The following is a 24,803-nucleotide window of genomic DNA, read 5'->3' as shown; positions in this document are numbered from 1 at the left end:
GCCGGCGATGCGCATTCTTCTCACCAATGATGACGGCATCCACGCCGAGGGGCTCGCCTGCCTTGAGCGTATCGCGCGTACCATCTCCGACGACGTCTGGATCGTCGCGCCGGAAACCGACCAGTCGGGCTTTGCCCATTCGCTTTCGCTGTCGCAGCCGCTGCGGCTGCGCGAGATCGACGAGAAGAAGTTCGCGCTGAGCGGAACGCCGACCGATTGCGTCATCATGGGCGTGCGCCGCCTGCTGCCCGAGCCGCCGGACCTGATCCTGTCAGGCGTCAATTCGGGCTCCAACATCGCCGACGACGTGACCTATTCGGGCACGGTTGCCGGAGCCCTGGAAGGCACGCTGCTCGGTATCCGCTCTATGGCGCTGAGCCAGGCCTATTCGGTCGAGAACAAGAAGCGCGTCGTGCCTTACGCAACCAGCGAGGCGCTGGCGCCGGCGCTGATCGACAGGCTGCTGTCGATCGACCTGCCGGCAGGTGTCTTCCTCAACCTCAATTTCCCCAACACGGCGGCCGCCGACGTCAAGGGCACGCGGGTGACCGCGCAGGGCAAGCTCGCCTACAATCTCGGCGTCGAGGAACGCGCGGACGGCCGCAACCTGCCTTACTACTGGCTGCGCTTCGGGCGCGACGAAACGGAACTGCGCGAGGGCACCGACCTGCATGCGGTGAAATCGGGCTACGTTTCGGTGACGCCGCTGAAGCTCGACCTCACGGCGCATGAATTGCACGACCAACTGACGAAGGCGCTTGCATGACACTCGACGGCCGCGAAGGATTTGCCGCGTTCCTGCTGCGCCTGCGCGGCAAGGGCATCGTCGGCAAGGAACTGATCGCCGCCTTCGAGGCGACGCCGCGCGGCGACTTCGTTCCCGAGCGCTGGCAGGAGGCCGCCTGGGCCGAAGGCATGGTGCCGATCGAATGCGGCGAGGCGATCGAGGGCGCGGACCTGCAGGCGCAGGTGGTGCATGCGCTGGCCATCGAACCCGGTCACCGGGTGCTGGAGATCGGCGCCGGTTCCGGATACACGGCCGCCGTCATGGCCCGGCTCGCCGCGCGCGTGGTCACGGTCGAGCGCTTCAAGACGCTGACCGAACAGGCGCGCCGCCGCTTCGAGGCACTCGGCCTCACCAACGTCTTCGTGCGCCAGGCAGACGGTGCGGGCGGCCTTGCGGCCGAGGGACCCTTCGACCGCATCATCGTGTGGGCGGCCTATGAAAGCCTGCCACGCAACTTCGTCGACCAGCTATCGAGCGGCGGCATCATGATCGCGCCGATAGGTCCCGCCGAGGGCGAACAGGTGCTTACCAAGCTGACCAAGGTCGGCAGCCGCTTCGAGCGCGAGGAGATCGGAATCGTTCGTCTGCAGCCGATCGCCAGCGGCATTGCCGCAGCCATCTGAATCAATCCTCAATAAAGTTCGCATTAAATCCGCTGCCTTAACCGACAAGTAAGATTAACGCGCTTTAATCATGCCAGTTGTGTTTCGAGTATGTGCGGGTTGGTGCCATGCAATTCAGTGTTTTACGTCGTAATGGACGCATCTTGTCGCGTGGTGCAGCGGTCCTGGTGATCGCGGGTGTCGCCTCCGGGTGCAGTTCCCAGGTGGCCCGCTTCAATGGCGGCAGCGGGGTCGACGGCATCTTTACCGCCTCGACGCCCAACCAGCGCGCAATCATCCCGCAGAACGGCACCCAGCCTTATCCGGCCGATACGCAGCCGATCGCCGCAGCGCCGGTAGACGGCACCTATTCGGGATCGGTCAGCCGCGGCGCCCTGGCGCCAGTGTCGACTTCATCCGCCAGCCAGCAGTCATCCGAGCCGATGCGTGTCGCGTCGGCCCCGGCCATGGCGCCGGTCGAGGATTACCGCGACCAGGCTCCCGCCGTACAGGAAGCGCCGATCCAGCAAGAAACCAAGGGCTGGTCGAACGCCGGCGGCACCCGCGTTACCGTGAAGTCGGGCGAGACCGTCTACAACCTGTCGCGCCGCTTCGGCGTTCCGGCCGATGTCATCATGCAGGCCAACGGGATCTCCGAGTCGGACGGCCTGAAGGCCGGCTCGACGGTGCTCATCCCGACCTACGTCTATTCCAAGAAGGCGCCGGTCTCGTCGCCCGACAGCAATCCCAAGACCGCCAATGCGAGCTCCTCGCGGGGCGACAAGAAGCCCAGCCAGCCCGACAAGCAGGGCGAGACGGTTGCCGTGCTGCCGCAGCAGCCGAAGCCGCGACAGGGTGATTCAACACCGTCGACGTCGAATACGGACGGCAGCCAGGCGAAAGCCGGCGGATCCGGCACCTATACCGTCCAGTCCGGCGACACGCTGTCCAGGATCGCGCGCAATACCGGCGTCAGCGTTTCCGACATCAAGCAGGCCAACGGGATGAACGACGGCTTCATCCGCATCGGGCAGACGCTCAAGATCCCGTCAGGCGGTGGTTCGACCCGCGTCGTCAGCGCGGCACCGGCCAAGACCGATCCGGTTACGACGGCCACCACCGCGCCTGCGAAGACTGAAAACGTCGCGTCCTATACGCCGCCGAAGAAGACCGAGAAGGTCATCGAGCAGGCCGACGAGACCGCACCCGACGCAACCGGCATCGGCCGCATGCGCTGGCCCGTGCGCGGCCGCGTCATCTCCAGGTATGGCAATGGCGGCGGCAAGTCGAACGACGGCATCGACATCCTGGTGCCGGAAGGCACTCCGGTGAAGGCTGCCGAGAACGGCGTCGTCATCTATGCCGGCGACGGGCTCAAGGAATTCGGCAACACGGTTCTCGTCCGCCACGAGGACGGTCTGGTCACCGTCTACGGCCATGCCAGCGAGCTCAAGGTGGCGCGCGGCGAGAAGGTCAAGCGCGGCCAGGAGATCGCGGTCTCGGGCATGAGCGGCACCACCGACGCGCCGAAGCTGCACTTCGAGGTGCGCAAGAACTCGGCGCCGGTCGATCCGTCCACCTATCTCGAATAGAACTAGAAAAGAATGTGGACCGCCTGACCTCCAGTCCGGTCTGCCCGCTTGGCCCGCTCCCGCAAGGGGCGGGCCCTTTCAGTTGGGGCGTGCTTTCAACCCTGTTCCTGCATGCGGTGCGCAATCGCCCGGTGCAGGTCGGGGGCCGCGTCGACCAATGCTCTTGCAGCCGCCGATTGCGGGCTGGACAGCACGTCGCCGGTCTTGCCGGTCTCGACGATCCTGCCTTCGTCCATCACCATCACCTCGTCGGTAATGGCGCGTGCGACCGTCAGGTCGTGGGTAATGAACAGGAAGGCGATGCCGAGCCTGCTGTTGAGGTCGGCCAGGAGATCGAGGATCTGCGCCCGGATCGACACGTCGAGGGCCGAAACCGGCTCATCGGCGACGATCAGCTTCGGCCGGGTGATGACGGCGCGGGCGATCGACAGGCGCTGGCGCTGGCCGCCCGAAAACTCGTGCGGGTACTTGTCCATGTCGCCCGGCTGCAGCCCGACCTCGTGCAGCGCGGCTGCCACTCGCTCGCGCCGCTCGCCGGCCGTCGGCCGCTTGTCGAGCAGGTGCAGCGGTTCGGCGACCAGCCTCTCGACCTTCTGGCGCGGGTCGAAGGAGCCGTAGGGGTCCTGGAAGATCACCTGCATGTCGCGCCGTGCCGGGCGCAGCGCCGCCTGGTCGCGGCCGGTAATCTCGTCGCCGCGAAAGGAAATCGTTCCGGCGGTCGGCTTGTCGAGCGCCAGGATGATGCGGGCAAGCGTCGACTTGCCGCAGCCCGAACGGCCGACCAGCGCCACCGACTGCGCCGGCGCCATGGCGAAGGAAACATCATCGACCGCGCGGAACGGCCTTGGCCGGTGGAACAGCGAGTCGCGGCGCACGGGATAGTCGCGTGTGATGCCCTTCACCTCGAGCAGCGGCCCTGTCTCGAGGGCGATATGCGTCCGGCCGCGTTCCGGCACGTGCATGGAGGCCATGGCGAGCTGGCGCGTGTAGGGATGCACCTGCGCCGATAGGGTTTCGGCAGTGTCGCCGGCCTCCATCACCTCGCCATTGCGCAGTATGGTGATGCGATCGGCCATCTCGGTGACCACCGCCAGGTCGTGCGAGATGAGAAGCAAGCCCATGCGGTCTTCGTCCACGAGGTCACGCAAAAGGTCGAGGATCTGGGCCTGCAGCACGACGTCGAGTGCGGTGGTCGGCTCGTCGGCAATCAGCAGCTTCGGCTTCAGCGCGCAGGCGATGGCGATGACGACGCGCTGGCGCTGGCCGCCCGACAGTTCGTGCGGGTAGCGCGACAGCGGAAACCGCTCGGCCGGCAGTCCGACGCGCTCCAGCATCTTCCGCGCCTGCGCCTCGGCGTCCTTGCGGTTGGAGCCGGTGTGCCAACGTATGCCTTCCGCGACCTGCTCGCCGATGGTTTTCAGCGGGTTCAGTGCCGTCATCGGTTCCTGGAACACCATGCCGATGTCGTCGCCGCGCAGCGCGCACATGCGCTCTTCCGACGCCGAAAGCAGCTCGGCCCCGTCGAAGCTCACACTGCCCGTTGCCCGCGCCGCCTCGGGCAGCAATTGCATGATCGTCAGCGCCGTCATCGACTTGCCGGAACCGGATTCGCCGACCAGCCCCATCACCTGGCCGGCCTCGAGCGCGAGGTCGACGTTCTTGAGGATCGGCAGCGTGCCGATGTCGAGCGACAGGTTTTCGATCTCGAGCAGGCTCATGGCCGCCGCCTGAGTTTCGGGTCGAGCGTGTCGCTGATGCCGTCGCCGATCAGGTTGAGGCCGAGAACGGTGACGACGATCGCCATGCCGGGCACGATCGCCAAATAGGGCGCCACGATCATGCGCGTCTGGGCGTCGAACAGCATGCGGCCCCAGCTCGGCATCGGCGGCTGCGCGCCGAGCCCGACATAGGACAGCCCGGCCTCGGCCAGGATGCCGAGCGCGAACTGGATGGTACCCTGGACGAGCAGCAGGTTGGCGATGTTGGGCAGGATGTGCTCGACGGTGATCAGCGCCTTGCCCTTGCCGGCGGCGCGCGACGCCAGGATGAACTCGCGCGGCCACAGCGCCAGAGCGCCTGCGCGCGAGACACGGGCGAAGACCGGGATGTTGAAGATGCCGATGGCAATGATGGCGTTGACCGCGCCCGGGCCGAAGACGGCGGTGATCATGATCGCCGACAGCAGGGCCGGAAAGGCGAAGACGAGGTCGTTGAAGCGCATCAGCACCTCGTCGACGATGCCGCCGCGCGCCGCGGCCCAGCAGCCGAGCGGAACGCCGATGCCCATGCCGATGCCGACCGCCACCAGCGCCACCGCAATCGAGTTGCGCGCGCCGACCATGATCATCGACAGCATGTCGCGGCCAAAATGGTCGGTGCCGAGCCAGTGCACGGAAGAGGGCGGCTGCATGCGGTCGGCAACGATCAGCTTGGTGACGTCGTAGGGCGACCAGAAAAAGGAAACCAATGCCATTGCCGCGACGATCGCCGTGACGGCGAAGCCGATGGCGAATGACCGGTTTCGGAAGGCGCGGGCGAGGAAGCCGGAGGACGCTGGGCCGGAAGCGGCTGGGTTGCTCATGTCCGGTGCCTCAGCCGCGGGTCGACGATGGCGTATGATAGGTCGACGAGGAGATTGACGACGATCACGGTGGCGACCAGCAGCATGACGACGCCCTCGACCACGATAAGGTCACGCTGGTTGATCGCCTGGAAGACCAGGCGGCCGAGCCCGGGCAGGTAGAAGACGTTCTCGATGATGATCGTGCCGGCAAGCAGGAAGGCGAACTGCAGGCCCATGATGGTCACGACCGGCAGCATGGCGTTGCGCAGCGCGTGGCGCCACAGCACCGTGCGCCTGGGCAGGCCCTTGGCGCGCGCGGTGCGGATGAAGTCCTCGCCAAGCACGTCGAGCAGGGCGGAGCGGGTGACGCGCGCGAGGATCGCAGCCTGGGGCAGGGCGAGCGCCACGGCCGGCAGGATCAGGGCCTTGAGCGCCGGCCACAGACCCGCGCCCCAGCCCGGAAAGCCGCCCGCCGGCACCAGCCGCAGCCAGACCGCGAAGACGTAGACGAGCAGCAGCGCAAACCAGAAATTCGGCACTGCGACGCCGAGCTGCGAGGCGCCCATGGCGACGGTGTCTGCCGGACGACCGCGGCGGGCTGCCGAAAAGACGCCGACCGGAATGGCGATCGCGGTCGACAGCGCCAGCGCGATGAGCGCCAGCGGCAGCGAAACTGCCGAGCGCTCGCGGATCAGTTCGATGACGGGGACCGAATAGGTGTAGGAGCGCCCGAAGTCGAGGCTCAGGAGCCCGCCGGTCCAGGCGAGGTAGCGCATGACGATGCCCTGGTTCAGCCCGAGCTCGTTGCGCAGCGCCAAGACGGCGTCCTCGGTGGCGTTCATGCCGAGCATCAGCCGGGCCGGGTCGCCGGGCAGGATCTCCAGCACGGCGAAGACGACGACCGAGGCGACGACCAGAGTTGCCAGGCCGATCAGCAGGCGTTTGGCGAGATAGGCGGTCATGGGCAGGGCAGCGGCGCCGGGGCGGGATCAGCGCCCCGGGGCCGCAGCTCAGCGAAAGGACGCAAATCCGTGCCGCCGGACGGTGTCTAGTCTACCCACCTGACCTTGGTCAGGTCGTTGGCCTGGATCGGCGAATTTTCCCACATGCCTTCGACCTTGGCATCCCAGATGCCGATCTTCGGCAGTTCGAACAGGAAGCCGTTGACCGCGTCGTCGGCCAGGATCTTCTGCGCCTGATGGTAGAGCTCGGTGCGTCTGGCGTCGTCCGACGTCAGGTTGAGCTCCTCGATCACCTTGTCGAAGGCCGGGTTGTCGTAATTGAAGTAGTAGTCCTTGCGCGAATAGATATCGATGTCGTTCGGTTCGGTATGCGAGACGATCGACAGGTCGTAATCCTTCTCCTTGAAGACCTGGGCCAGCCAGTCGGCCCATTCGACCGGTATGATCTCGAGGTCGATGCCGACGTCGCGCAGTTGCGAGGCGATGATCTGGCCGCCGTCGCGGGCATAGCCGACGGGCGGCAGCTTCAGCGTCGCCTTGATGCCGTTCTCGAAGCCCGCTTCCTTGAGCAGTTCGCGCGACTTGGCCGGGTCGAAGGGATAGGTGCCGGTCAGGTCGATATAGGCCGCGTTGGCAGGCGAGAAATGCGAGCCGATCGGCACGCCGAGACCGCCCGAGGCGCCGTCGATGATCGCCTTCCGGTCGAGCGCATGGGCAATCGCCTGGCGCACCTTCAACTGGTCGAAGGGCGGCTTCTTGTTGTTGGTGGAGAGCACCGTCTCGCCCTCGGTCGCGCCGATGACGACCTTGAAGCGCGGATCGGATTCGACCTGCGGCAGCGCGTCGCCGAGCTGGAAGTTGGGCAGCACCTGCACGTCGCCGGAAAGCAGCGCCGGGACGGCTGCCGCGGCATCAGGGATGATGCGGAACTCGGCCTTGTCGAGCATTGCCGGCTCGCCCCAGTAATCGGCGGACTTGACCAGCGTTATCGACGACCCCTTGGCCCAGTTGTCGAACTTGAACGGGCCCGTGCCGATCGGCTTTTCCTTGTTGGTCTCGGCCGACTCAGGCGCCACGATGACCGCATCGCCCCAGCCCAAATTGTAGAGGAACGAACCCTGCGGGTTCTTCAGCGTCACCTTAACGGTTGCGGGGTCGATCACCTCGACGGTGTCGATGGCCGCGAACAGGCCCTTCTGCGCATTGGTCGATTCTTCCGCGCGGGCCCGGTCGAGAGAGAATTTCACATCCTCTGCGTCGAAGTCGGTGCCGTCGTGAAACTTGACGCCGGTGTGCAGCTTGAAGGTGTAGGTCTTGCCGTCATCGGAAACGGTCCAGCTCTCGGCAAGCCCGGGCATTACCTCGCCGCGCGAGCCGATCCGCGTCAGGCCCTCGAAGACGTTGGCGTAGAGCACTTCGTCGATTGCCGCCGCGGCGCCGGCCGTCGGGTCGAGATGCGGCGGCTCAAGCGGTACCCCGAGCACGATGTCGGTCCGGGCAGCATAGGCCGCGGTGCACGATGCAAAGGCCAGTGCGGTGGCGGCGAGAACGGATTTCCACGGCTTCATGAGGCTACTCCCGGATTTGACGGTCACATGGACGAGAACGCTTATCGAGCAAGAAGTACATCAGCCCGCCCGCAAATGCGATATTGAACCGCAGCTTTCCGCGCGGGCCGCCGCAGCGTCACGCGCCGGCCTTTCCGGTGAGCAGGCGCTCCAGTCCGAAGGCCATCACCTTGGCCGACTCGACCATGTCGGCAATGCCGACCCATTCGTCGGGCCGGTGCGCGAGGTCGAGGATTCCCGGACCATAGGCGATGCAGTCGTGCAGGTGGCCGATGCGGGCAATGTGCTTCTGGTCGTAGGTGCCGGGCGAGATGACATATTCCGGGTCGCGGCCGAAAACCTCGCGGATGCCCTCGGCGATGGCCGAGGCGACCGGCGCGTCGCGCTCGGTCATCAGCGGCAGCACTTCCATGATGTCGCGGATGGCGTAGTCGAACTTCTCGCGGTCCCCCTTCAGCCGGTCGAGGATCGAGATCACCTCGGCCTTCACGTCACCGAGCGATTCCTCGAGCAGGAAGCGGCGGTCGATCACCATGCGGCAGGAATCGGGCACGTTGGGCGAGGGCAGGCCGGAGAAGTCGTCGGTCTGGCCGCCGTGGATGGCGTTGATGTTCATCGTCGAGCGGCGCGCGCCCTCTGGCACGACAGGCATCCGCGTCTGCTTGCGGTCGAGCGCCGGATAGAGCTCCGCCTCGAAGGCATGCAGCACGGCGCCCATGTGGCGCACGGCGCAATCGCCGAGGAAGGGCATCGAGCCATGCGCCATCTCGCCCTTGGTCTCGATCTCGGCCCACCAGACGCCGCGATGGCCGAGGCAGATGCGGTCCTTGTTGAGCGGTTCGGGAATGATGACGTGATCTACCCTGGGTTTCGAGAAATAACCCCTGGCGGCGAGGTAGGCGACACCGCCGAAGCCGCCCGATTCCTCGTCGACGGTGCCTGAAATCTCGATCGCGCCCGGGAAGTCCGGCCGGCTTTCCAGAAAGGCCTCGACCGCGACGATCGAGGCGGCGAGCCCGCCCTTCATGTCGCAGGCGCCGCGGCCGTAGACCCGGCCGTCGGCGATCGTCCCGCCGAACGGATCGACGGTCCAGCCTTCGCCGGCTTCCACCACATCGATATGCGAGTTGAAATGGACCGTCGGGCCTGCGCGGCTTCCCTCGATGCGCGCCACCATGTTGACGCGCGGGTAGCGGTCGCTGTCGCCGGGCGTGCCTTCGGCGCGAACGAACTCGATGACGAAACCGCGCTTGCTAAGCCTCCCGGCGATGTACTCCGCGCACGGCCTGTAGGCATCGCCCGGCGGGTTGACGGTCGGAAACCGGATGAGGTCGGCAGTCAGCGCGGCGAGTTCGTCGCTGCGCGTGTCGATCCTGCTGGCGATGCTCTGTTCCATGCCGGGAATTGAGCAGGCTCGGGTCGCGCTTGGCAAGGTGGCAGGTCCACATCCTGGTGACGCGGCGCTGCAACTATCACGTGAATTTGTTCAAATTTTCAGGACCGGCTTCGGAAAACCCTTACCTGAAGCGTGTAATCAGGCTCACCTTACGTCATAAAACAACGATCAGGTCAAAAGCGGGCAAAAGGGGGCAATGATGAAAAAGCCGATTCTCATTCTGGCGGCGTTTGCAGCTATGCTTTTCGGGACGACCCTCCAGGGGTGGGCTGCGAAGCTCGAGGCGCGAATCGATGTTTCGAGCCAGACCATGACCGTCAAGAAATACGGACGCGTCATCTACAAGTGGAAGGTTTCCACCGCTCGCCGGGGCTATGTCACGCCGCGCGGCACCTGGCGGCCGACACGCCTGCACCGCATGTGGTACTCGCGCAAATACGACATGTCGCCGATGCCTTATTCGGTCTTCTATCATGGCGGCTACGCCATCCACGGCACGGGCGCAGTCAAGAACCTCGGCCGTCCGGCCTCGCATGGCTGCGTGCGCCTTCACACCTCGAATGCCGCGCAGTTCTATTCGCTGGTCAAGCAGATCGGCGCCGGCAACACACGGATCACGGTCGTCAACTGACGTCGGCATCCCGCGCCGCAAGCCGGCGCGGGACTGGCCCTTGCGTGGCCCAGCCGAATAAGCGCTGATTTGGCGGCGGCAAGCATTTCCTTTGCGTGATCGCGCGGCTAGGACTCTTGCAGGGAGTCCTTTTGGCCGATGAAGTCCAAGCCGCGCGTCGAATTGTCCAGACCGGTATCGGACGAGGTCCGCAAGACCACCTGCTACATGTGCGCCTGCCGTTGCGGCATTGACGTCCACATCAAGGACGGCAAGATCCGCTACATCGAGGGCAACCGCGACCACCCGGTGAACAAGGGCGTGCTCTGCGCCAAGGGTTCGGCCGGCATCATGCAGCACTATTCGCCCGCCAGGCTGCGGGCGCCGCTGCTCAGGACAGGTCCGCGCGGCTCCGGTGAATTCAAGGAAATCTCCTGGGAAGAAGCACTCGGCATCGCCACCGGATGGCTGTCGGAGGTGCGCGCCGACGACCCGAAAAAGCTCGCCTTCTTCACCGGCCGCGACCAGTCGCAGTCGTTGACCGGCTTCTGGGCGCAGCAGTTCGGCACGCCGAACTACGCCGCGCATGGAGGCTTCTGCTCGGTCAACATGGCGGCAGCCGGCATCATGACCATCGGCGGCGCCTTCTGGGAGTTCGGCGCGCCCGACTGGGACCGCACCAAGCTCTTCATCATGTTCGGCGTTGCCGAGGACCACGATTCCAACCCGCTCAAGATGGGCATCGCCAAGGTCAAGAAGAACGGCGCGCGCTTCGTCTCGGTCAACCCCGTGCGCACCGGCTACTCGGCCGTCGCCGACAACTGGATCGGCATCCGGCCAGGCACCGACGGCCTGCTGATTCTCGCGGTCGTGCATGAATTGCTCAAGGCGCGCAAAATCGATGTCGACTATCTGATGCGCTACTCCAACGCGCCGTGGCTGGTGATCGACGCGCCGGGGACTTCCGAACACGGCCTGTTCGCGCGCGACGCCGACGGTAAACCGCTGGTCTTCGAGACGGTGACCGAGCGGGTGGTTCCGAAAGGGACCGCCGGGGCAAGGCCCGCGTTGTCTGGCCGTTACACGCTGGAGGACGGCCGCGCGGTAACGCCGTCCTTCGCGCTGCTGGCCGACAAATATCTCGACGAGAAATACGCGCCCGAGGCGGTCGCCGCTGAAACCGGCGTCGCCGCCGAGACGATTCGCGGCCTCGCGGCCGAGATCGCGCGCGCCGCCTTCGACGAGGCGATCTTCATCGAACAGCCCTGGACCGACATGAACGGCGAGCGCCATGACGGCTATGTCGGCCGGCCGGTGTCGTTCCACGCCATGCGCGGCCTGTCGGCCCATTCCAACGGCTTCCAGACGGCGCGGGCGCTGCACATGCTGCAGGTGCTGATCGGCGCCGTCGACTGCCCGGGCGCCTTCCGCTTCGAGCCGCCTTATCCCAAGCCGCTCGAGGCGCATCCGACGCCGCACGGCAAGGCCGAGCATTTCGGTTCCAACAAGCCGCTGTCGGGCCCGCATCTCGGTTTTCCACGCGGACCGGAGGACCTGCTGGTCGACGCCGACGGCAAGCCGCAGCGCATCGACAAGGCGTTCTCCTGGGACGCGCCCATATCTGCGCACGGGCTGATGCACATGGTCATCGCCAATGCGCATGCTGGCGACCCGTACCCGATCGACGTGCTGTTCCTCTACATGGCCAACATGGCCTGGAACTCGTCGATGAACACGGCTGGCGTCATCGCCATGCTGGAGGACAAGGACCCGGCTACGGGAGAGTACAAAATCCCGAAGATCATCTACTCGGACGCCTATGCCTCCGAGACGGTGGCCTATGCCGACCTGATTCTGCCCGACACGACCTATCTCGAGCGGCACGACTGCATCTCGATGCTCGACCGGCCGATCTCCGAGCCCGACGCGGTGCAGGATGCCATCCGCTGGCCGGTCGTCGAACCCGACCGCGACGTGCGCGGGTTTCAAAGCGTCATGCTCGACCTCGGCGCGCGGCTGAAGCTGCCGGGCTTCGTCGATCAGCGCGGCAACAGCATCTACAAGGACTATGCCGACTACATCGTGCGGCACGAACGGCGGCCGGGCATCGGGCCGCTCGCCGGCTTTCGCGGAGCGAACGGCGACAGGACAGGCCGTGGGGCGGCCAACCCCGATCAACTGAAACGCTACATCGAGAACGGCTCGTTCTTCTCGGCGCACATTCCGCTCGAGGCGCAGTTTTTCAAGCACGCCAACCGGAACTACCAGGACTTTGCCGTGCGTATGGGCTTCTTCGACACGCCGCAGCCGGTGACGTTCCAGCTCTATTCGGAGACGCTGCAGAAATTCCGCCTGTCGGCCGAGGGGCTGCGCGAACCCTTAGCGCCTGAGACGCACCGGCAACGCATCCGCGACAGTTTCGACCCGCTGCCCGACTGGTACCGCCCCTTCGAGGAAGCCGCCGTCGAGCGTGACCAGTTTCCCTATCACGCGATAACCCAGCGGCCGGCGGCGATGTACCATTCATGGGGATCGATGAACGCCTGGCTGCGCCAGATCCACACCAGGAACCCGCTCTATGTGCCGGGCCCGATCTGCGACCGGCACGGGCTGAAGGACGGCGACTGGGTTCACCTGATCTCCAGCCATGGCCGCATCAAGGTGGAGATCGCGCGGATGGACGCGGTCAACGCCTCGACGATCTGGACATGGAACGCCATCGGAAAGCGCAAGGGCGCCTGGTCGCTGGACACGGACGTGCCGGAGGCCCGCAAGGGCTTTCTGATGAACCACCTGATCCACGAGTTGCTGCCGCCGAAGGGCGACGGGCTGCGCTGGTCGAATTCCGATCCGGTGACCGGACAGGCCGCCTGGTACGACCTTCGGGTGCGCATCGAGAAGGCCGGACCCGGCGAGACGAGCGAACCGCGCTTCCCGGCGATGGCGGAGCCCGGCGGCCGGCGCGGGCATCCGGACGAATTGCGCTATGGCCAGGAGTGGACCAAATGACGTCGCTTCCGGCTGCACAACCCGTCAGGAAGCTCGGCCTGGTCATCGACCTTGACGTCTGCGTCGGCTGCCATGCCTGCGTCGTCAGCTGCAAGGAGTGGAACACCGGCGGCTACGGCGCAGCACTTTCGGACCAGGATCCTTACGGCGCCGACGTGTCCGGCACTTTCCTCAACCGCGTGCACTCCTTCGAGGTGATCCCGGAAGGCGGCGAGATCGTCGGCGAGGCGGGCGAAGCGCGCATCGTGCATTTCCCGAAGTCCTGCCTGCATTGCGACGACGCGCCCTGCGTCACCGTCTGCCCGACAGGCGCCTCCTACAAGCGGACCGAGGACGGCATCGTGCTGGTCGACGAGGACATGTGCATCGGCTGCGGCCTGTGCGCCTGGGCTTGCCCCTACGGCGCGCGCGAGATGGACCTCGCCGCCGGCGTGATGAAGAAGTGCACGCTCTGCGTCGACCGCATCTACAACGAGACGATCCAGGAGATCGACCGGGTGCCGTCCTGCGTCAGGACCTGTCCGGCCAATGCGCGCCACTATGGCGACCTTGCCGATCCGCAATCCGAGGTGTCGCTTATGGTCGCGGCGCGCGGCGGCATCGACCTGATGCCGGAGCAGGGGACGCGGCCGGTCAACAAGTACCTGCCGCCGCGCCCGCGCCGGGCGCTCGGCGCCGGTTCGGAACAGGCGCTGCTTGCCGAGAACACCGACGGCGCGACCGGCTTCTTTGCCTGGCTCGACGGCGTGCTGGAGAAGCTCTGACGTGCATCCGGCGCTTTCCATCATCGTTTTCACGACGGTCTCCGGCCTCGGCTACGGGCTGGCCGTGGCGCTCGGACTCGGCCTGCTCGACCCGATGGCGACCGCAACGAGGGTCGCGCATGTCCTGGCGCTCGGGCTGATAGCCGCCGGCCTCGCTTCCTCGACGCTTCATCTCGGCAATCCGCAGCGCGCCTGGCGCGCCTTTTCGCAATGGCGCTCGAGCTGGCTGTCGCGCGAGGGCGTGATGGCGGTCCTCACCTTCCTGCCGCTTGCCGCCTCGGCCTGGCTGGCTCTCTTCGAGGGTCGCTACGTCCCGGCGCTCGGGCTGGCCGGCGCTTCCCTGTCACTGGTGACGGTCTACTGCACGGCGATGATCTACGCCTCGCTGAAGTCGGTGCAGACGTGGCACACGCCGCTCACGCCGCTCTGCTACCTGCTGTTCAGCCTCGCCGGTGGCTTCGCGCTGGCGACGCTGTTTGCGGCGGCCGGGGGCGGCGCTGTGACGCTCCCCGCCGTGTTGGCGCTCGTCTTCCTGGCCGCTGCCTGGGCGGCCAAGCTCGCCTGGCGTAACCGCATGAACAGGCTGCGGCCGATCTCGACGCCGGAGACGGCGACGGGGCTCGGCTTCATAGGCAAGGTACGGCTCTTCGAGCGCCCGCACATCAACGACAATTATCTCACGCGCGAGATGGGCTTCAGAGTAGCGCGCAAGCATGCGGCCAAGCTTGCCATGCTGTCGCTCGGGCTCGGCGGGCTCGTGCCGGCGGCCCTGCTGGTCGGCCTGCTGGCGGCCGGACCGGCACAGGGGGCGGCAGTCGCCGTCGCGCTGCTCGCCGTTGCCTCGCATGCCACGGGCATGCTGGTCGAGCGCTGGCTGTTCTTCGCCGAGGCGCGTCACGCGGTGATGAACTATTACGGTGGCTAGCGAATTTGCGCGGCCCGGTCAGAACTGGTGCCCCGTCTAGGAGCCAGCGGCATTCCGCGCCTGCTTGACGGCGCGCTGACGCTTGCGCTCGGAAACGGCACTGCCGCTCAGCACCCAGCGCTTGTGGAACCACATCCACTGGCCTGGGTCCTCGCGCACCCAGCGTTCGACGACATCGTTGAGCAATTGCGTCGACTCGCCGATGTCGATGTCACCGTCGACGTCGCGCGGCAGGTCGAGCTTTTCCTCGATTTCCAGCCGATAGCGGTTGCCCGCCAGCCTGGTGCAGCGCGCCGGATAGACGTCGCAGTCGAAGCGGCGCGCCAGCATCGGCACGATGGGATTGGTCTCGCAGGGCCTTCCGAAGAACTCGGTGGGCAGGCCGCGGCTGAATTTCTGGTCGACCAGAACGCCGATATTGCCGCCCTTCGCCAGCGTGGCGGCGAGCGCGAAGGCGGCGCCGTGGCTGGAGGCCAGCAACTCGCCCATCTTCGACTGGCGCGTCGAGAGGATGTAGTCGGCGATGTAGGGGTTGTTGGGCGGCCGAAACAGCGCGGTCAGCTTCATGCCGTGGACGGCGCCTGCGATCGGCAGCAGCTCGAAATTGCCGAGATGGGCGGTGAAGAGGATATGCGGCCGCTCCTCCGCAGCGATCTTCAGGAAGCGTTCCTCGCCGACGATCTCGATGCGCCCGGCTTCGCGATTGTCCGGATCGAAGTCGAACAGCGCGTCGAGGAAAATGTACTCAGCGGCGAGCCTCGCCATGTTGTCCCACATGTCGTGCGCGATCTTTTCGATCTCCTCGTCGTCCTTCTCGGGAAAGGCATGGCGCAGGTTGTCGACGGCGGTGCGGTGGCGCCCGAACAGGGGACCGATGCGGCGCGCGATGCGGGCGGAGAAATCCAGCGCCTGGTCGGCCGGCAGCCGCCTGAGCAGCCACAGGGCCATCATCGCGAAACGCGCGATGATCCAGTAGTTGAACAACCGCAGGCGGGGGATGACGTGCCGCCACAGGATGAACTGGATGCGCGAGTACTTCTTGCCCGTCAAAGCCCCGGCCGCCCCTAGCCGACGTGCAGGATGATCTTGCCGAAGACGTCCCGGCTTTCCATGCGCTGCAGCGCAGCGCCGATGCCGTCGAAGTCGACTTCGGTATCGATCACCGGCGCGACGAGGCCGGCGGCCATCTTCTGCATGGCGTTGGCCATGTTCTCCATGCGACAACCGAAGGAGCCGAAGATCTTCAGTTGCTGCTGGAAGAGCTGCATCAGGTTCATGGTCGTCGACACGCCCGAGGTCGAGCCGCAGGTGACGAGCCGGCCGCCGCGTTTCATGCAGAGCATCGAGCCGGCCCAGGTGTCGGCGCCGACATGTTCGAAGACGACGTCGACGCCCTTCTTCTTCGTCAGCTTGCGAACGACGCCCTCGAAGCGGTCCTCGCGGTAATTGATGACGTGGTCGGCGCCAAGCGCCTTGGCGCGCTCGATCTTGTCGTCGGATCCGACCGTGGTGATCACCGTGCAGCCCATCTTCCTAGCGAGCTGGATCGCGGCCGAGCCGATGCCCGAGCCGCCGGCCTGGACGAGAATCGTCTCGCCCGGCTGCAGCCTGGCATTGTCGAACAGCATGTGCTCGACCGTGCCGAAGGTGACGGGAGCGACGGCCGCGCCGATGGGAGTAACGCCGGACGGAGCGGGAACGAGCAGACGCGCCGGCAGGTTGATCTTCTCCTGCGCGAAGCCGTCGAGATGAAAGCCGTGAACGCCGGCAACGTGCTCGCAGAGATTGTCGCGGCCTTCCCGGCAGGGCTTGCAGAGGCCGCAGGTTCGCGCGCCATAGATCGACACCAGCTGGCCGGGCACCAGCCCGGTCACGCCCGGTCCGACGGCGTCGACTTCGCCAGACGCCTCGGCGCCGATCGTCAGCGGCAGCTTGCGCTTGGCAAAAGCCATGCCGCGCCAGCCCCAGACGTCGATGTGGTTAAGTGCCACCGCCTTGATGCGGAGCGTGACCTCGCCGAGGGCGGGGGCAGGCGGCGGAGCGACCTCGACCGTCTCGAGCCGACGGTCCTCGATCAGTTGCAGTGCACGCATTGGCAGGAATGGTCCCTTCGAACGGTTTGGCGTTCGCTTAGACGGGTTCCCGCGTCAAGACAAGGCAGGCGTTCTGACCGCCGAAGCCGAATGAGTTCGACATGGTGCTCGATATGTCGGCGCTGCGCTTGATGTTCGGCACGACATCGAGGTCGATGGCAGGGTCTGGATTGTCGTAGTTGATGGTCGGCGGGATGACACCCTCGCGCATGGTCATCAGCGAGAAGGCGGCCTCAACGGCGCCTGCCGCAGACAGCGTGTGACCGATCATCGACTTGTTGGACGAAACCGGGACGTCGCGGATGCGCTCGCCGAAGACGGTCGACAGCGAAAGATGCTCCATCTTGTCGTTTTCGGGGGTCGAGGTGCCATGCGCGTTGACGTAGGCGATCTCGCCCTCCGACATGCCGGCATCCTTCAAAGCGGCGCGCACGGTGGCGATCGCCGGCGAGCCGTCCGGCTTCGAGCGGGTACGGTGAAAATCGTCGGCCTTCTCGCCGCAGCCGCGCAGCACGCCGAGCACGGTGGCGCCGCGGCTCACCGCGCTTTCGAGCGATTCCAGCACCAGCGCACCGGCACCCTCCGCAATAACGAAGCCGTCACGGTCCTTGGAGAAGGGCTTTGAGGCACGCTCCGGCACATCGTTCTGGGTCGACAGCGCCGAAAGCAGCGAGAAGCGGATCAGCGCCTCGGCGGTCACCGAGCCGTCGGCGCCGATCGACAGCGCGCGCTCGCATTCGCCGCGCCGGATGGCCTCGACGCCGAGCTGGATGGCGGTGGCGCCCGAGGCGCAGGCGGTGGAGAGCGTGATCGGCAGGCCAATCGCGCCGAGGCTGTCGGACAGGCGGTCGGCGATAGACCCGAACTGCGCTGACTGGAAGACATCGAGCGCATTGAGGCCGCGCGCCACCTCGAGCAGCCGTTCGAGACCTGTCTCGTTGCTGCCGGCGGCATAAAGCGAGAAACGCTCTCGCCAGTCCAGCTCGACCGGCGGCGAGGCCAGAAACAGCGGGCCGCCGAAGTTCCTGGTGTCGAAGCCGGCCTCGGCAATCGCCTCGTGCGCGGTCATCTCGGCGAGTTCGTAGGTCAGCGAGCTCGCGCCCTTGTCGCTCGACGGAAGGAAATCGACCGTGCCGGAGATCCGGGTGTTCAGAAGATCGGTCGGGAAGCGGGTGATCGGATGGATGCCCGAGCGGCCGGCCGTAAGTGCAGCCCAGTTGTCGGTCTTGCCGGCACCGAGCGAGGTGACGACACCGATGCCGGTGACGACCACGATGGGTCTGCCGAGATGGTCTGTCATGCTAGCCATGATCTTGTCCCAGGTTCGGCTCAGTCCGCAGCGTGGACGAGCGCCATTCCCTCAAACTGGTGATAGCCGACCGTCGTTGCAAGCACGGTGTCGGTGGAGCCGGCGAAAGCCGTCTCTGCCTGCCGGTCGAAGGCCGGGTAAGCCGCCTTGTTGTGAGCGGCAAGTGCCGCGAGCGCCACGGCGAAGGGGAACTGTGCCTCCTTCATGTGGCCCGTCAGCGTGCCAAACGCGCGCAAGCCGATGCCGGTCATGGCGCCCAGCGCGGCAAGTTCGGCTGCCGTCGCCTTGTGGGCACCCGAAGCGCCGGAAACGGCAAGCAGGGGATTGCCGGAAACGCCGGTCTTTTCGGCAAGCGCTGCGATCTCGGCCTGAAGGTCGGTGGTCGAACGCCGCGAGCGGCCGGAACTGACCGCGCCAAGCCGCGCATAGGCCTTGCGGCCGCGCTCTTGCGCATGCTGGCGCGACTCAAGCACGAGGAAGGCCGCGCCTGATCCGGTGACAACGCCGCCGCCCTCGGATCCCTGGCGCTGCCATACCGGCTTCCAGGGCCCGCGATGCAGGTAGCCGCCGAGTTCGTAGCCGAGCAGCATGTCGGGATGTTCGGTCTGGAAGGCGCCGCCGACCAGCGCATGAGTGGACTGTCCGCACCGGATGCGCGCGGCCGCCGTCTCGATTGCCGAGACGCCGGCACCTTCCTCACCCATGAAGGTGCGCGAGGATCCGGTGACCTTGTGAACAATGGATATGTTGCCTGCGAGCAGGTTCGACAGCTGCGCCAGGAAGAGCGTGGGTCGCAATTCGGTGGTCAGGTGCTCGTTGAGCAGCACGCCCTGGTCCGCACGGTTTTCAGATGCGGCCAGGATTGCGGCGTCCACCGCCTCGTCACGTTCGCCGCCGCCTGCCGCTATGACCATGTCCATGGTCGCGCACAGCGCTTCGTCGTCCTTGACCGCCGCATCGTCGAGGGCCAGGCCCGCGGCATAGGTGCCGAGCCGCTGCCAGGTCTCCATCTGGCGCTGGTCGCCGCGCTTGGCGATCTGCAGGCCCCAGTCGATGGCGGGCAGGGGATGCACCGTGTAGGGCGCGAAGCGCTCCGCATCCATGACCGGCGCCGGCTCGTCGGCAGTCAGCTTGCGCCAATGCTCCTCCGCGCCCTCGCCGAGGCAGGAGACGAGGCCGATGCCGGTGATGACGACGTCGTTCGGTTTCATGGGCTTGCGGGTGTCGTTCAAGCGGCTGGCCGGATCAGGCGGTCTTCGCCGCGACCAGTCCGTCGATCTTGGCGCAGAGGTTCTTCATCAGGAAGTACTCGTCGGTCGAGACCTTGCCGTCATTGACCTCCTGGGTCCACTTCTCGAGCGGAACCTTGATGCCGAATTCCTTGTCGATCGCAAAGACGATGTCGAGGAAATCGAGGCTGTCGATGCCCAGATCGTCGATCGTGTGGCTCTCGGGGGTGATGGTGGCGATGTCGATCTCGCTGGTGTCGGCGATGATCTTGGCGACTTTCTCGAATGTGGTTGGCACGGTGGTTCCTTCAATTGCGCGGCGCGGCTAGCCGCCCGGTGGTTGTCGGCTGTCTAATCGGTTTTGATTGCCATGAAAAGAGCGGCAGCCCGACGCGGCGCCACGCATCGCCGGTGGCGGCCCTGCCTGGCCGCCGGACCCGGCGGAATTTGCCTGTCGGCCAGCCGACCGCGACGTGTCGCCAGACGGCCTCAATTGAAGATGATGCGCCCCAGAATGTGCAGCTTTTCCTCGTCCGGCCGAACGATGACCGCCTCGCCCTCGCGCGCCGGTTCCCCGGTCAGCGCCTTGATCGTTTCGAGGTGGGTGACCAGAATGAGGTTCCCCGAGCCTGAATAATCCCGGATTTCCTGCAGGATGGCCTCGATCTGAACGGCGCGCTCGTCCTCGTTCTCGGATGGCGGATCAAGCGGCGTGAAGTCCTCGCTGTCGCCGAAGGCGAGACGCGCGGTCTCGCGGGTGCGGCAGTAGCGGCTGGTCAGCACGAGCTCCACGGGGGCGGCACGCGCAGCGATCAGCGCACCGATCTTGCGCGCCTGCTGGCGGCCGCGCTCGGAAAGGTTTCGCTGGGTGCGGCACTTGTCGATCTCGAAATTGTGCGGCTCGCCGGTGCCTGGGGCCATGGCACTGCGAATCAGCACGACGTGGCCGCCTTCGCGCAACAGGGCCCAGCCGGACTCCGTCGCCTGTGCCGCGCCGGTCAGAGCGATCAGGAGCAGGAGCGTTGAGATGCGAAGCATGCGGGAGCCTTGTTGAGTTCCACAATATAGGGATGTGAATGGCGCATGAAAGGCAAGCCGTGCCGAATGCGCGCCTGTGCCGCGGCGGTCGTGCTTTTTCTTCAATCGCGCGTCTTCGCCACGTTGCGCGGTCCGCCGCCGTGGCCTATCAGGCATGTGTGTCTCCCGCTCTGGAAACCTCCCTCTATGTCTTCGGACTCATCGCGCTCGGCTACCTGTCGGGCCTGACCGGCTATCTGAAGACCGAGACCGGCGACGCGCTGACGCAGTTTGCGGTCGGCATCGCGCTGCCCCTGCTGCTCTTTCGCACGATGATCGGCGCCGATTTCCACGGCTCGGCACCCTGGGCGCTCTGGTTGGCCTATTTTTCCGCCGTCGCCGTCGCCTGGGCCGCGGGCCATCTGGTCACCACGCGGATCTTCGGGCGCGACTCGCAGGCGGGTGTCGTAGGCGGTGTTTCCTCGGCGTTCTCAAACCTCGTGCTCCTTGGCATTCCGCTGTCGCTTGGTTTTTTCGGGCAGGAGGGCTTCGAGATCCTCTCGCTGCTCATCGCCGTCCACCTGCCGACTTTGATCATGGCGTCGATGATCCTGTTTGCCATCTTCAGCCACGACAGGTCGAAGAAGGTCGAGCCTCTGCCTCTGATCCGCGACTTTCTGCGTCGGATGGCGCGAAACCCGTTGGTGATCGGCATCTTGCTCGGCCTCGCCTGGCGCTTGACCGGCCAGCCATTGCCCGGGCTTGCCTCGCGGCTGGTCGATGCGCTGGCCGGCATTGCCGGCCCGCTCGCGCTGTTTGCCGTCGGCCTCAGCCTGAGGAAATTCGGCATCACCGGCAATGTCGGCCCCGCGCTGGCGCTGTCTGCCATCAAGCTCGGGCTGATGCCTGCGGCGGCGCTGGTTGCGGCGCTGCTGTTCGGACTTCCGCCGCTGACGGCCAAGGTGGCCGTCGCCGCAGCGGCATTGCCCTCAGGCGTGAATTCCTACCTGATTGCGACGCAGTTCGGCACCGGTCAGGCACTCGCCTCCAACCAGATGACGATCGCTACGGCCTGCGCGGTTGTCACCACGGCGTTCTGGCTTTCCATCGCGCAGATGGTTTTCGGCTAGCCGGGAAAACGGTCGGCAGCTGGGCTGGACCAGCCGACGGCTGAGCGAATGCGATTGATTGCCGGGCGCGCGCTGGGGTATGAGCGTGCGGCAACGGATGACGGCGCAACCAGCGCCGGTCCGGTGCGACGCCGTACTAGCGGGCCGCGTCCAGATTATCGAAATATCACAGCAACACGTCCGTACAGGGCGGTGCAGGAGGCCAGAATAATGCTCCAGAAAACCAACCATTTCATGCGCCAGGCCAATCTGATCGGCGGCGAATGGGTGCAGGCCGACAGCGGCGCCACCATCGACGTCGTCAATCCGGCCACCGGCCAGAAGATCGGCACCGTGCCGAAATCCGGTGGTGCCGAGACGCGCCGCGCGATCGAGGCCGCAGAGGCGGCGTTCCACTCCTGGAAAAAGACCTCGGTCCTCGAGCGCCACAAACTGCTGCGCCGCCTGCATGACGCGATCATGGACAACCAGCAGGAACTCGCCGAGTTGCTCACCACCGAACAGGGCAAGTCGATGTTCGAGGGCAAGGGCGAGGTCGGCGCCTCGGCCGCCTATATCCTATGGTTCGCCGAGGAGGGCCGTCGCACCTATGGTGACGTGGTGCCGTCGCCCTGGGCCGACCGCCGCGTGCTTGTTACAAAGGAGCCGGTCGGCGTCATCGCCGCGATCACACCGTGGAACTTCCCGTCGTCGATGCTCGCCCGCAAGCTCGGGCCGGCGCTGGCCGCAGGTTGTACGGCCGTGGTGAAGCCGGCGACGCAGACGCCCTATTCGGGCCTCGCTTGGGGCGCGCTGGCCGAGGATGCCGGCTTCCCGAAGGGCGTGGTCAATATCGTCACGGGTTCGGCCGCCGAGATTGGTGACGAGATCTGTGCGAACCCGCTGGTCCGCAAGCTGACCTTCACCGGCTCGACCGAGGTCGGCAAGATCCTGATGGAGAAATGCGCTGCGACCGTGAAGAAGGTTTCGATGGAACTCGGCGGCAACGCGCCGTTCCTGGTCTTCGACGACGCCGACATCGACCGCGCAGTCGAAGGTGCTGTCACCGCGAAGTACCGCAATTCGGGCCAGACCTGCGTCTGCACGAACCGCTTCTTTGCGCAGGCAGGCATCTACGACAAGTTCGTCGAAAAGCTGGCCGCAGCGAGCGCCAATCTCAAGGTCGGTTCTGGCCTCGAGGAAGGCACGCAGCAGGGGCCGCTGATCGACGAGAAGGCCGTCGCCAAGGTCGAGGAATTTGTTGCGGATGCGCAGGCCAAGGGCGGCAAGGTCGTTACCGGCGGCCATCGCCACAAGCTCGGTGGCTCTTTCTTCGAACCAACGGTGATTTCGAATGCCAGCCCCGACATGATGTTCATGAAGGAGGAAATCTTCGGTCCCATTGCCCCTGTCTTCAAATTCGAGACCGAGGAAGAGGCGATCAGACTCGCCAACGATACGGAGTTCGGGCTTGCCTCCTACTTCTATACCGGCGATCTCGGTCGCGCTTTCCGGGTCATGGAAGGCTTGAAATACGGCATGGTGGGCGTCAACGAGGGCCTGATCACCACGCCCGAAGCGCCTTTCGGCGGCGTCAAGGAGTCGGGCCTTGGCCGCGAAGGCGGACATCAAGGCATCGAGGACTATCTCGACACCAAGTATGTCTGCATCGGCGGCCTCGGCCTCTGAATTTGAGATTGCGTGGCCGGGCGAACGTCCGGCCACCATTAAGGAAGGGTGGAGCATGCATGGCAGGCGTTGAGTTCTTCGGAACGACGGATGACGGATCAGAGGTCCGGTGTTTCGAAATCTCCGCCGGCGGGCTCACCGCCCGGGTGATGACCTTCGGTGCCGCCGTCCAGGACCTCCGACTTGCGGGCCATGACGCGCCGCTGGTGCTTGGCTTCGACCGTTTCGAGGACTATCCGCTCCATTCCCCCTATTTCGGCGCCATTGCAGGGCGCTATGCCAATCGCATCGCAGGCGGTCGCTTCACGATCGACGGCAACCGCTACCAAGGACCGCAGAATTTCCTTGGCAAGCACACGCTGCATGGCGGCGACGCCGGCTTCTTCGGCGCCGTCTGGACCGTGGCCGATACGGGCGGTGACTTCGTCACGCTTGCGTTGCACGATCCGGCCGGCTCGATGGGATTTCCGGGCGCCATGGACGTCACCTGCACCTACCGGATCAGGGCGCCGGGCACGCTGTCCGTCGAGCTTTCGGCTACGACCGATGAGCCGACGCTCTGCAACCTGGCGCATCACTCCTATTTCAATCTCGACGACGGCGGCAGCGGCGACATTCTCGACCACCGCATGATGATCGCAGCCTCCGCCTACCTGCCGGTCGACGGCGAGTTGATCCCCACCGGTGTCGTCATGCCCGTCGAGAATACCGCTTTCGATTTCCGCGTTGCCCGGCCGGTCCGCGAAGACGAGGACGGGTCGCAACTGCCCTACGACCACAATTTCTGCCTTGCGGCGTCGCGGGGACCGCTGCGCCATGCGGTCTGGGCGCAGGGTTCTTGCGGCGTCGAAATGGAAGTCTGGACCACCGAGCCGGGCCTGCAGTTCTATGCCGGCCAGAACGTCGCACGTACGGTCCCGGGCCTCGGCGGCCGCATCTACGGCGCCCATGCCGGCTTTTGCCTCGAGCCGCAGGTCTGGCCGGATTCACCCAACCGGCCTTATTTCCCGCAGGCCGTTCTCCGGCCGGGCGAGACCTATCGCCAGGTGACGGAGTACCGCTTCCGCAGCCCGCAGGATTGAGCCGGTCCTACGGCCCGATCTTCCGGTGCTCCTCGAAGACCGTCGCTTCCTGCGCCACGCCGTCGGCCGTCGTGGCGTGCTCGGCAAAGGTCGGGAGACCGGCGGGAATGACAACGTCGGAGCGTGCGGCGTCGAGAAAGATATGCTTTGACGAGGCAGGGTCGATCGGAAACCAGCAAGGGTCGTCGAACGTGCCTGCGTAGACGCCGACCACATCGGGAAAACGCTCGAAGCTCAGCCAGAGCTTCGTGCCGCAGTCACCGCAGAAGTGGATGTGAACCAGCTTTCCGGATCCTTCTGACACCCGGTCGAAGGTCTTGGGCGCTCCCGACAGCACGACGAGATCCTCCTTGCCGAAGATCGGCTCGACCATATAGGCCGAGCCCGTCGCCTTCTGGCAGAACCGGCAATGGCAGAATGTTACCCGGCCCGGTGCCGCGAGGGCTGCATAGCGGATGCGACCGCACAGGCACCCGCCTTCGTTCTTCATCATCGCT

General features: G+C 65.8%; 22 protein-coding genes. 10 read left to right on the top strand and 12 right to left on the bottom strand.

What is annotated here, in order from left to right:
* The first annotated feature begins 7 nt into the window (after positions 1–7).
* The 3 genes from surE (at position 8) to ACT2BZ_RS20805 (ending at position 2,981) form a co-directional block, all read left to right on the top strand.
* Positions 8–766, top strand: coding sequence for a 5'/3'-nucleotidase SurE (gene surE / locus ACT2BZ_RS20815; RefSeq protein WP_457937414.1), 759 nt, complete (start codon positions 8–10; stop codon positions 764–766).
* Positions 763–1,410 carry a protein-L-isoaspartate(D-aspartate) O-methyltransferase gene (locus ACT2BZ_RS20810; protein ID WP_457937413.1) on the top strand — a complete coding sequence of 216 codons (648 nt, stop codon included), beginning with the start codon at positions 763–765 and terminating at the stop codon, positions 1,408–1,410. The genes surE and ACT2BZ_RS20810 overlap by 4 nt, the downstream gene beginning before the upstream one ends.
* A 107-nt stretch (positions 1,411–1,517) precedes the next feature.
* A complete protein-coding gene (locus ACT2BZ_RS20805; RefSeq protein ID WP_457937411.1) occupies positions 1,518–2,981 on the top strand; it encodes a peptidoglycan DD-metalloendopeptidase family protein in 1,464 nt (487 codons plus the stop codon).
* 95 nt (positions 2,982–3,076) lie between these two features.
* Here the strand turns inward: ACT2BZ_RS20805 and ACT2BZ_RS20800 are convergent, their stop codons facing one another.
* The 5 genes from ACT2BZ_RS20800 to ACT2BZ_RS20780 all read right to left on the bottom strand — a co-directional run bounded on the left by ACT2BZ_RS20800 (position 3,077) and on the right by ACT2BZ_RS20780 (position 9,470).
* Entirely contained in the window at positions 3,077–4,699 is a 1,623-nt protein-coding gene (locus ACT2BZ_RS20800; protein WP_457937409.1) for an ABC transporter ATP-binding protein, read from the bottom strand.
* Positions 4,696–5,562, bottom strand: coding sequence for an ABC transporter permease (locus tag ACT2BZ_RS20795; protein WP_457937408.1), 867 nt, complete (start codon positions 5,560–5,562; stop codon positions 4,696–4,698). Before ACT2BZ_RS20795 ends, ACT2BZ_RS20800 begins: the two co-directional genes overlap by 4 nt.
* Positions 5,559–6,506 (bottom strand): ABC transporter permease, encoded by a 948-nt coding sequence (locus ACT2BZ_RS20790; RefSeq protein WP_457937407.1) that lies wholly within the window; start codon positions 6,504–6,506, stop codon positions 5,559–5,561. Before ACT2BZ_RS20790 ends, ACT2BZ_RS20795 begins: the two co-directional genes overlap by 4 nt.
* Positions 6,507–6,592: 86 nt before the next feature.
* The gene (locus ACT2BZ_RS20785; protein WP_457937405.1) at positions 6,593–8,074 is read right to left on the bottom strand and encodes an ABC transporter substrate-binding protein; all 1,482 of its coding nucleotides are present in this window, start codon (positions 8,072–8,074) and stop codon (positions 6,593–6,595) included.
* Positions 8,075–8,192: 118 nt separating this feature from the next.
* The gene (locus ACT2BZ_RS20780) at positions 8,193–9,470 is read right to left on the bottom strand and encodes an acetylornithine deacetylase/succinyl-diaminopimelate desuccinylase family protein (protein WP_457937404.1); all 1,278 of its coding nucleotides are present in this window, start codon (positions 9,468–9,470) and stop codon (positions 8,193–8,195) included.
* A gap of 199 nt (positions 9,471–9,669) precedes the next feature.
* On the opposite strand from ACT2BZ_RS20780, the gene ACT2BZ_RS20775 reads away from it, so the two are divergent.
* The 4 genes from ACT2BZ_RS20775 to ACT2BZ_RS20760 all read left to right on the top strand — a co-directional run bounded on the left by ACT2BZ_RS20775 (position 9,670) and on the right by ACT2BZ_RS20760 (position 14,778).
* A complete protein-coding gene (locus ACT2BZ_RS20775; RefSeq protein WP_457941397.1) occupies positions 9,670–10,101 on the top strand; it encodes a L,D-transpeptidase in 432 nt (143 codons plus the stop codon).
* 138 nt (positions 10,102–10,239) lie between these two features.
* Positions 10,240–13,089, top strand: a complete 2,850-nt coding sequence (locus ACT2BZ_RS20770; protein ID WP_457937403.1) for a molybdopterin oxidoreductase family protein — start codon at positions 10,240–10,242, stop codon at positions 13,087–13,089.
* Positions 13,086–13,853 carry a 4Fe-4S dicluster domain-containing protein gene (locus ACT2BZ_RS20765; RefSeq protein WP_457937402.1) on the top strand — a complete coding sequence of 256 codons (768 nt, stop codon included), beginning with the start codon at positions 13,086–13,088 and terminating at the stop codon, positions 13,851–13,853. The genes ACT2BZ_RS20770 and ACT2BZ_RS20765 overlap by 4 nt, the downstream gene beginning before the upstream one ends.
* A 1-nt stretch (position 13,854) precedes the next feature.
* The gene (locus tag ACT2BZ_RS20760) at positions 13,855–14,778 is read left to right on the top strand and encodes a dimethyl sulfoxide reductase anchor subunit family protein (protein WP_457937401.1); all 924 of its coding nucleotides are present in this window, start codon (positions 13,855–13,857) and stop codon (positions 14,776–14,778) included.
* Positions 14,779–14,814: 36 nt separating this feature from the next.
* Here ACT2BZ_RS20760 and ACT2BZ_RS20755 read toward each other — a convergent pair whose 3' ends face one another.
* The 6 genes from ACT2BZ_RS20755 to ACT2BZ_RS20730 form a co-directional block, all read right to left on the bottom strand.
* Positions 14,815–15,828 (bottom strand): lipid A biosynthesis lauroyl acyltransferase, encoded by a 1,014-nt coding sequence (locus ACT2BZ_RS20755; protein ID WP_457937400.1) that lies wholly within the window; start codon positions 15,826–15,828, stop codon positions 14,815–14,817.
* A gap of 14 nt (positions 15,829–15,842) precedes the next feature.
* On the bottom strand, positions 15,843–16,871 hold the full coding sequence (locus ACT2BZ_RS20750) for a zinc-binding dehydrogenase (protein ID WP_457937399.1): 1,029 nt from the start codon (positions 16,869–16,871) through the stop codon (positions 15,843–15,845).
* Positions 16,872–16,908: 37 nt separating this feature from the next.
* Positions 16,909–18,180, bottom strand: coding sequence for a beta-ketoacyl-ACP synthase (locus ACT2BZ_RS20745; RefSeq protein ID WP_457937398.1), 1,272 nt, complete (start codon positions 18,178–18,180; stop codon positions 16,909–16,911).
* A 20-nt stretch (positions 18,181–18,200) separates the two neighbouring features.
* Positions 18,201–19,391: a beta-ketoacyl-ACP synthase gene (locus tag ACT2BZ_RS20740; RefSeq protein WP_457937397.1), complete on the bottom strand. Its 1,191-nt coding sequence runs from the start codon at positions 19,389–19,391 to the stop codon at positions 18,201–18,203.
* Between the two features lie 34 nt (positions 19,392–19,425).
* Positions 19,426–19,707 carry an acyl carrier protein gene (locus ACT2BZ_RS20735; protein WP_457937396.1) on the bottom strand — a complete coding sequence of 94 codons (282 nt, stop codon included), beginning with the start codon at positions 19,705–19,707 and terminating at the stop codon, positions 19,426–19,428.
* 191 nt (positions 19,708–19,898) lie between these two features.
* Positions 19,899–20,447: a histidine phosphatase family protein gene (locus tag ACT2BZ_RS20730; protein WP_457937394.1), complete on the bottom strand. Its 549-nt coding sequence runs from the start codon at positions 20,445–20,447 to the stop codon at positions 19,899–19,901.
* Positions 20,448–20,605: 158 nt separating this feature from the next.
* Here ACT2BZ_RS20730 and ACT2BZ_RS20725 point away from each other — a divergent pair, with 158 nt between their 5' ends.
* The 3 genes from ACT2BZ_RS20725 (at position 20,606) to ACT2BZ_RS20715 (ending at position 24,306) form a co-directional block, all read left to right on the top strand.
* Positions 20,606–21,556, top strand: a complete 951-nt coding sequence (locus ACT2BZ_RS20725; RefSeq protein ID WP_457941396.1) for an AEC family transporter — start codon at positions 20,606–20,608, stop codon at positions 21,554–21,556.
* A 210-nt stretch (positions 21,557–21,766) separates the two neighbouring features.
* Positions 21,767–23,224: an NAD-dependent succinate-semialdehyde dehydrogenase gene (locus tag ACT2BZ_RS20720; protein WP_457937392.1), complete on the top strand. Its 1,458-nt coding sequence runs from the start codon at positions 21,767–21,769 to the stop codon at positions 23,222–23,224.
* A 59-nt stretch (positions 23,225–23,283) separates the two neighbouring features.
* Entirely contained in the window at positions 23,284–24,306 is a 1,023-nt protein-coding gene (locus tag ACT2BZ_RS20715; protein WP_457937391.1) for an aldose epimerase family protein, read from the top strand.
* A gap of 7 nt (positions 24,307–24,313) precedes the next feature.
* On the opposite strand, the gene ACT2BZ_RS20710 is transcribed toward ACT2BZ_RS20715, so the two are convergent.
* Entirely contained in the window at positions 24,314–24,799 is a 486-nt protein-coding gene (locus ACT2BZ_RS20710; RefSeq protein WP_457937389.1) for a GFA family protein, read from the bottom strand.
* Positions 24,800–24,803: the final 4 nt, after the last annotated feature.

This window comes from Mesorhizobium sp. 10J20-29, from assembly GCF_054130485.1.
The sequence above is the reverse complement of the archived record's forward strand: the minus strand, read 5'-3'. Positions and strand labels throughout refer to the sequence as shown.